Here is a 7238-nt window from a genome sequence, read left to right on the forward strand (position 1 = left end):
ACAGCAAGCGGGGACTTTTTATGAGTAAAAAGACTTACTACTACCACAGCGAAAGCGAGGACCTGGTCAGTTCCGCCCAGCAGGACTTCCAATTACCAGACGACTACCAGGTCTTCCGGAAGGGATTTGGCTGGCGAATCTGGAATGGTTTAGTCCGCAGCCTGGCCTGCGCCTTTGCCTGGCTCTACTCCCGCCTCTTTTTGCTGGTCAGAGTCAAAGGCAAGGAAAAATTGCGCCCCTTTAAAAAGCAGGGCTACTTTGTCTACGGCAACCACACCCAGATGCTGGGTGACCCCTTCACGCCCATGACCATCGTCAATCCCTACCGCTACTATGCCCTGGCTGCCCAGGCCAATTGGGGGATTCCTTTTTTAGGCAAGTACGTAATTCCCGTTGCCGGCCTGCCGGTCGGCAAAAACATCAAGCAGTCCATCAGCCTGCTCAAGGACGTCAAGTACGCCTATGAAGAAAAGAAGGCGGCTATCGTCATCTACCCGGAAGCCCACCTTTGGCCCTACTACACCAAGATCCGCCCCTTCCCGGCGACCAGCTTCAACTTCCCGGTCAGCTTAAAGGCCCCGGCTTTTGCCATGACGACCACCTACCAGCCCTGCCGCTGGCGCAAGCGGCCGAAAATCACGGTCTACATCGACGGTCCCTTTTACCCGGACAAGAGTCTGGGCAAGAAGGCGGCCCAGGAAAAGCTGCATGATGAAATTGCTCAAAGCATGCGGGAGCGGGCAAAACTGAGCACTTGCGAATATTGCTCGTATGTTAAAATTGACAGTAGGAAATAGAATTTTTCTACTAAAAAGGAGGCAGAATCATGAACTTTCTTTTTTGCGGTGACCACAACGCTGAAAGAGGCGTGCTGATTGCCGTCTTATCACTGCTGAAAGCCGAGCGCGGCGAGGAAATTCACGTCTACATCCTGACCATGAAGGCCCACAGCAAACACCGGTCCTTTAAGCCCTTCAGCCAGCACGCGGCTGACTTCATCCGTTCTCTCATCGTGGCTGACAATCCTAACAGCAGCCTGGAACTGATCGACTGCACCGAAAATTTCATCAAGGAGCCGCCGACGGCCAACATGGGCACCCGCTTCACCCCATATGCCATGCTCCGACTTTTTGCCGACGAGCTGCCGCAGATTCCAGACCGCATTCTCTACCTGGATGACGACGTGATCATCCGCCGGCCGGTTGACCAGTTCTACACCCAGGACTTGACCGGGACGGAACTGGTTGGGGTTCTGGACTACTTCGGCCGCTTCTTCTTCCACAATCAAAAGAAGCTTTTTGACTATCTAAATTCCGGGGTCCTCCTTTTGAACATGCCGGAAATCAAGCGGACCGGCCTCTTTAAACGGGTCCGGCACTTGATGCAGGTCCAGAAGATGTTCCTGCCCGACCAGACGGCCATCAATAAATTGGCCAAGGAAAAGCGGATTGCCCCCCGCAAGTACAATGAGCAATACGCCCTCCAGGACGACACGGTCATCCAGCACTTTACCACCAGCTTCCGCTTCTTCCCTTACTTCAGAACCCAGACGGTCAAGCCTTGGGACGTGAAACGGGTCCACAGCGTGCTCAACCTGCACGAATATGACGACCTGCTCAATGAATACCTGCAGCTGAAGGACCAGCTGTAAGACAAAAAAGAGCAAGACTGCTTTCGGAGGAAAGAAAAATGACGATTCCAATTTTTTACACCATCAGCGACGACTTTACCCCCTACCTGGCCGTATCTTTGAGCTCTTTGGCGAAAAACGCCGGAAGTCAAAACGACTACACAATCATCATCCTGCACCAGGGGCTGAGCCCAGCCAACCAGCAAGCCCTGGCTGCTTTTGAAAAAGACAATGTCAAGATCATCTTCCGCCAGCTGGATGACCAGCTTTTTGCCCAGATTCAAAATAAAAAAGGCAACTATCTCCGGGCCGACTTCTTCACCCTGTCGATCTTCTACCGCCTTTTCATCCCGGACCTCTTCCCGGAATACGACAAGGCGGTTTATATCGATGCTGACACGGTCGTGAACGCCGACATCGCCGGCCTCTACCAGACGGAATTGGGAAACAACCTGGTCGCTGCCTGCCATGACCAGTCGGTCCACTACATCGAGCCCTTGCAGACCTACATCAGAGACTGCCTGGGGATCGATCCAGACAAATACGTCAATTCCGGCGTTTTGGTCATGAACTGCCAGGCCATGCGGGAAGAAGGCTTTTTAGACAAGTTCCTGCAGCTCCTGTCAACCTACCAGTTCAACTCGATTGCCCCTGACCAGGACTACTTAAACGAGATCTGCTCTGGCCGGATCAAGCTGCTGGACCCGCGCTGGGACGCCATGCCTAACGACTTTGACCCGGAAATGGCTGATCCTTACTTGATCCACTACAACCTCTTCTACAAGCCTTGGCACTTTGAAGAAGTCAAGTACGGCAGCTACTTCTGGCAGGCTGCTAAGGAGACGCCTTTTTACGAAGAATTGCAAAAGCAGCTGGCCAAGTTTACTGACCAGGACCGGAAGGACGAACTGGCCAAGATGCAGGGCATGGTCGACATGGTCGGCCAGATTTTGCATGATCCGCAAAACTGGTTCCACGTGAAACAGAAAGTCAAGGTTACCCTGTAAGGAACTAAGGAGAATAAGATGATTATCGGTGACAAGCGCCTGGACGTGATTCACAATATCAAGCAGGCCGCGAACGAACGGAACTTTACCGCCAAGACAGAAATCGGCGATCCAATGATGACCAGCGAGGAAAAGCTGGCTCTGGTGGAAGATTTTTGGCAAAAGCAGGACAAGGTCAAGACAAAATTTGACGGGGCCGTGGGCCACGAGCTGCTGCAGGCTTTGACCAAGACGATTTCTGGTTCAACCAAGGTAACTGGTATAGATAAGCTGAACGGCCTGCCAAAAGGTGGGGCCATCGTGACCGCCAACCACTTCAACCAGATCGATGCTTTGGCCGTTAACCGCCTGGCTCAAAAGGCCTACCGGCGGATGGACATCGTGATTGAGGAAACCAACTTGAAGCTGCCGGGCTTCTTCTCCTACATCATGAACAATATGGGTTCAATTCCTTTAACCCAGAGTCCCAACTACCTGGGCCGGGAATTCATCCAGCACTTGAACCACGCCTTTAATCAGGATCACTGGGTCCTGATCTTCCCGGAGCAGGAGATGTGGTGGAACTACCGCAAGCCCCGCAAGCCGCAGCGCGGAGCCTACTACTTCGCGGCCAAGTGCAACGTGCCGGTGATTTCGACTTTTGTGGAAATCCAGGACCTGCCAAAATTGGAAAAGAAGAACGAGCACTTCTACCAGACCCGGTACACCGTACATGTTCTGGACGTGCTTTACCCGGACCCGACCAAGACGGCCAGCGAGAATGCCAGCCGCTTGATGGAAGAAGATTACAAGCTGAAGGTCCAGGCCTACGAAAGAATCTACAAGAAGAAACTGGACTATGACTTCACCAGCTGGGATATTGCCGGCTGGCGGGGAGAATAATTTTTGCTAGAGACAAAAAGATCATGAAGGAAAATTGCTCCTTCATGATCTTATTTTTTATCGGCAATTACTTGACGTATTTTTCAGCAACCTTCTTGCCCAGCCAGACAGCCGCGAAAGAAGCAACGTAGGATACGATAAAGCATGGAATCCAGGCTTCCTTGCAGCCGTTAAGGTAGGCGGTCATCCGCGCTGCCTTAGGGATAGACTCGTTGTAAAAGATGCTGGCACCGGTGCAGATAAAGGTGTTGAGCGTGTTCAAAACGGCGGAAGGGATAATCCCTTGGACCAGCTTGAAGGCAACCGTGCCTTCTTTTAAGTGGAAGAGGCCGGCAAACCAGTCACCCCAGGCGTTGTAAGGGATGAACAAGCTGAAGAAAAAGACAATCAAGTTGATTTCCGCAGTCAATTCAAACAGGTTAACCCAGTTGAATGGCAGGTGGTTCAAGATGATGATAAAGATGGCCATCACCAGGCCCATGAACATGGACAATACAGAAGTCAAAATGGTGCCAAAGTGGCTTTTGTAGAACATAGTATTACTCTCTCTTGTTTATTTCTCTTAGTGCTGGGATGCCCCGCTGACCGCGTCAGCCGCTGGAGCTTCTTCGTTGGCCGTGTCGGCAGCGATCCGGCCAAAGGTAAAGATGTCAGCCAGGGAGTTCCCGCCCAAACGGTTGCCGGCGTGCAGGCCGCCCGCGTTTTCACCAGCTGAGTACAAGCCCGCGATGACGTGGCCTTCTTCGTCCAATACGTGGGCTTTGGTATCGATGACCAGACCGCCCATAGTGTGGTGGATGGCTGGCTTACGCGGAGTTGCGTAGAATGGTGCGACTTCGCACTTCAGGTGGAAGGCACTCTTGCCGAATTCCGGGTCGTGGCCGGCATCAACGTAAGAGTTGTACTTCTTGATGGTGTCAGTCAAAACTGCTGGGTCCATCCCCACCTTTTCAGCCAGTTCTTCCAGAGTGTCAGCTCTGAACAAAGTGCCGGCTTCAACTTGCGCGTCGATTGATTCTTGCGTGGTGTTGTAGGCAGTTTCCTTGATCTTGTCGTCGGCGATCAAGTAGAAGAGGCCGCCGTTGTCGATCGCTGCCTTAGCCAAAGTGTCACGTTCCGCAAATTCGTTGACGAAACGTTCACCCTTTTGGTTGACCATGATGAAGTTTTCAGGCGGAGTTTGCAAGCCAGTGAAAAGTTCCCCGGTTACCGGGTCAGAAACTGGCATGAGTTGAATGAAGCCCATCCCCGTCAAAGCAGCACCTGCTTCCTGGCCCAAAGCAATTCCGTCACCGGTAATAGCTGGTGAGTTGGTCGTAGCGATGTCATCAGCAATTTCGCTCCAGTAAGTGTTGTACTTTTGCACCATCTTGGTGTTGGCACCGAAGCCGCCGGCAGTCAAAATCACGCTCTTGGCGTGGACAGTTACCTTGGAGCCGTCAGTCTTTTCGGCAATCACGCCGGTAACCTTGCCGCCTTCAATGATCAAGTGCTTGGCCCGGGTTTCAGTCAAAACGGTTGCCCCATGTGCCTTGACCCAGTCGCCCAAAACGTGGATGAAGGCAAAGCCCATTGGTTCAACCGGCTTGTGGCCTCTGCGCCATAAAGCACCAACTGGCATGGTTACGTCGCTGCGGTCAAACTTCACGCCCAAGTCGGTCAGCCAGTTGACTGAGTCCAAAACGTTATTGACCAAAGTCGTTACCAATTCGTACTTGCCGTGGATTTCGTTGCCCTTGAGGTCTACCCGCTTGCCGCCGAGGTAGGTTTGAATTTCGTGCAGCAAAACTGAGTCAAAGAGGTAGTCTTCACCTGAGTCAAGGTAAGCCTTGATTTGGTCACGCAGCTTTTCGAAGTCTTCCACGTATTCTGGGTCGATTTCGCTGGTTGGCGTTTCAGCCAGTTCCTGTAAGGTTTCCTTTTCACCAGGCAGAGCCTTGAAGCCCTTTTGCCATTCAGGTTCAGCCGCGTTCATTGGACCACCGGCCCGGGCAGTGTTGCCGCCCAGTTGCGGGAACTTTTCCAGAATAACAACTTTCTTATCATGTTGCAGAGACCGGGTAGCAGCGGCCAGACCAGCCCCGCCAGCACCGATGACAACCACGTCAGTGTCGTATTCTTCATCCTTTGCCGCTGAAGAAGCTGGCTTGTCGCGCTTCTTCCATTCTTCAGCATCCCCGCCGGCTTCATTGATCGCTTCGGCAACCCCGTCGATCACCCCTTGCGAGGAGATTGAAGCCCCGGAAACGGCATCGACGTTCAAGGTTTGCCCGTCGATGATGGCCTTTGGCAGGCGCTTGAAGACTTCATCAGCGATCCCGCTGGTTTCTCCGGCTGAGTCAACCGTGATGTCCGCCACCTTGTCGTTTTCAATAGTGACTTCCATTGGCATGAATGATGAACCGTGGCCCTTGGCCTTAACCTTGTAAGTACCTGATTTCATTGACATGATTTTGCTCCTTTGCTTTTGTTAGCGTTTTCTTTACTTGATAGCTTAATTCTAATATTATTCCTGGAAAAAATGAACGACTTTAAATATTATCAACCAATAACATTTGTGTTATCGTAAAAACGAGACTTTTTTAGCAAAAAATGGAGACAAAAGAAAATGAACGATCCCGACATCATGCTCAACTACCTGGAAGTCCTGCTCAAGGAAAGCAACTTCACCCGGGCCGCTGAAAGCCTCTATATTTCCCAGCCCTACCTGACCCAGCTGATCAAGCGGGTGGAAAAGAAGCTGGGGACCACCATCATCAACCGGGACAAGGTTCCCTTTACCCTGACTGAATCCGGCCAGATCTACTACCAGTACCTGGAAAACATTTCTGCCCAGCGCCACCAGCTGGCCAACGCCCTGGAGCGCTTCAGCAACCACAAGGAAGAAGTCATCCGGATCGCCGTTCTGGAAAGCCTGGGCACCTTCCTTTTGCCTAAGATCCTGCCCGCCTTTTTGGACAAGCATCCCCAGGTCAAGATCCAGATTGCTGAAGGCTTCCCCCACACCAGCGAAGACCGGCTGCTGGGCGGGGATGTCGACTGCTATATGGGGCAAACGCCGGAAACTGTCGCGCAAGGAATTGACACTTATATCAATGGCGGGGAGGTCTACTATATTGTGATCCCGGAAAATTCCAAATACTATCTCAAGGACCGCTTCATCCTCGATCCCGGGACTTATGATCCCAAAGAGCTGCTCCAGCAGCCTTTTGTCCTGAGCAATGGCGAATCCGCCATCCGCCACCAGGTCAATGGGCTCTTTCATTATTTCCGCGTGCAGCCAAATGTCCGGATGACCTCCAACAGCGTCATCACCGCCACCAACCTGGCTGTCAATGGGGTCGGCTTTACGGTCTCCTCAGCCAGCATCTTGAAGCGGCTGGAGCACCTGCCAATCAACCTCTACCCCCTTGATCCCAAGCAGATCAAGCTGACCTACTTTATCGGCGTCCGCCGCGGCGCTGACCTGTCGCCAGCCTTAAAAGACCTGATCAATGCCTTCCAAGCGGCCGAGCTGCAGGAAGAGATCAGCTAAATCAAAAATTTTTTGGAGAAAATAAAAAATTTTGACGTGTTTTCTTGTATTAGTAAGTGGAGGGAAAAATCACCCTCCTAGATTGGAGGAACCATGTCAAAAAGAAAATCACACCAGCCTCATGGCACTAATGACCTGGTTGAAAAAATTCTGCTGGACAAGAATGAAGTGTTCGCTGACGTAT

General features: G+C 52.0%; 7 protein-coding genes. 5 read left to right on the forward strand and 2 right to left on the reverse strand.

Features of this window, described 5'->3' with window-relative positions:
- The first annotated feature begins 20 nt into the window (after positions 1–20).
- From ACI32D_RS08570 to ACI32D_RS08585, 4 genes are read left to right on the forward strand one after another with little or no spacing between them, the layout of a single operon-like run.
- Positions 21–797 carry a lysophospholipid acyltransferase family protein gene (locus ACI32D_RS08570; RefSeq protein WP_439776156.1) on the forward strand — a complete coding sequence of 259 codons (777 nt, stop codon included), beginning with the start codon at positions 21–23 and terminating at the stop codon, positions 795–797.
- A gap of 29 nt (positions 798–826) precedes the next feature.
- On the forward strand, positions 827–1651 hold the full coding sequence (locus tag ACI32D_RS08575) for a glycosyltransferase (RefSeq protein WP_439776157.1): 825 nt from the start codon (positions 827–829) through the stop codon (positions 1649–1651).
- 38 nt (positions 1652–1689) lie between these two features.
- Entirely contained in the window at positions 1690–2637 is a 948-nt protein-coding gene (locus tag ACI32D_RS08580; protein WP_439776158.1) for a glycosyltransferase family 8 protein, read from the forward strand.
- An 18-nt stretch (positions 2638–2655) separates the two neighbouring features.
- On the forward strand, positions 2656–3519 hold the full coding sequence (locus ACI32D_RS08585) for a lysophospholipid acyltransferase family protein (protein ID WP_439776159.1): 864 nt from the start codon (positions 2656–2658) through the stop codon (positions 3517–3519).
- A gap of 67 nt (positions 3520–3586) precedes the next feature.
- Here the strand turns inward: ACI32D_RS08585 and ACI32D_RS08590 are convergent, their stop codons facing one another.
- Together ACI32D_RS08590 and ACI32D_RS08595 are read right to left on the reverse strand one after the other, a co-directional pair.
- Positions 3587–4054, reverse strand: a complete 468-nt coding sequence (locus ACI32D_RS08590; protein ID WP_439776160.1) for a hypothetical protein — start codon at positions 4052–4054, stop codon at positions 3587–3589.
- A gap of 27 nt (positions 4055–4081) precedes the next feature.
- Positions 4082–5962 (reverse strand): flavocytochrome c, encoded by a 1881-nt coding sequence (locus ACI32D_RS08595; protein ID WP_439776164.1) that lies wholly within the window; start codon positions 5960–5962, stop codon positions 4082–4084.
- 165 nt (positions 5963–6127) lie between these two features.
- Between ACI32D_RS08595 and ACI32D_RS08600 the strand changes: the two genes are divergently transcribed.
- The gene (locus tag ACI32D_RS08600) at positions 6128–7054 is read left to right on the forward strand and encodes a LysR family transcriptional regulator (RefSeq protein WP_439776161.1); all 927 of its coding nucleotides are present in this window, start codon (positions 6128–6130) and stop codon (positions 7052–7054) included.
- The last annotated feature ends 184 nt before the right edge of the window (positions 7055–7238 follow it).

Source organism: Lactobacillus sp., assembly GCF_051873315.1.
In the GTDB taxonomy this organism is placed as follows: Bacteria; Bacillota; Bacilli; order Lactobacillales; family Lactobacillaceae; genus Lactobacillus.

Bases quoted from the DNA above. Each gene is read 5' to 3' on its own strand.
- ACI32D_RS08570 (WP_439776156.1), top strand. From the start codon at position 21: ATGAGTAAAAAGACTTACTACTACCACAGCGAAAGCGAGGACCTGGTC.
- ACI32D_RS08575 (WP_439776157.1), top strand. From the start codon at position 827: ATGAACTTTCTTTTTTGCGGTGACCACAACGCTGAAAGAGGCGTGCTG.
- ACI32D_RS08580 (WP_439776158.1), top strand. From the start codon at position 1,690: ATGACGATTCCAATTTTTTACACCATCAGCGACGACTTTACCCCCTAC.
- ACI32D_RS08585 (WP_439776159.1), top strand. From the start codon at position 2,656: ATGATTATCGGTGACAAGCGCCTGGACGTGATTCACAATATCAAGCAG.
- ACI32D_RS08590 (WP_439776160.1), bottom strand. From the start codon at position 4,054: ATGTTCTACAAAAGCCACTTTGGCACCATTTTGACTTCTGTATTGTCC.
- ACI32D_RS08595 (WP_439776164.1), bottom strand. From the start codon at position 5,962: ATGAAATCAGGTACTTACAAGGTTAAGGCCAAGGGCCACGGTTCATCA.
- ACI32D_RS08600 (WP_439776161.1), top strand. From the start codon at position 6,128: ATGAACGATCCCGACATCATGCTCAACTACCTGGAAGTCCTGCTCAAG.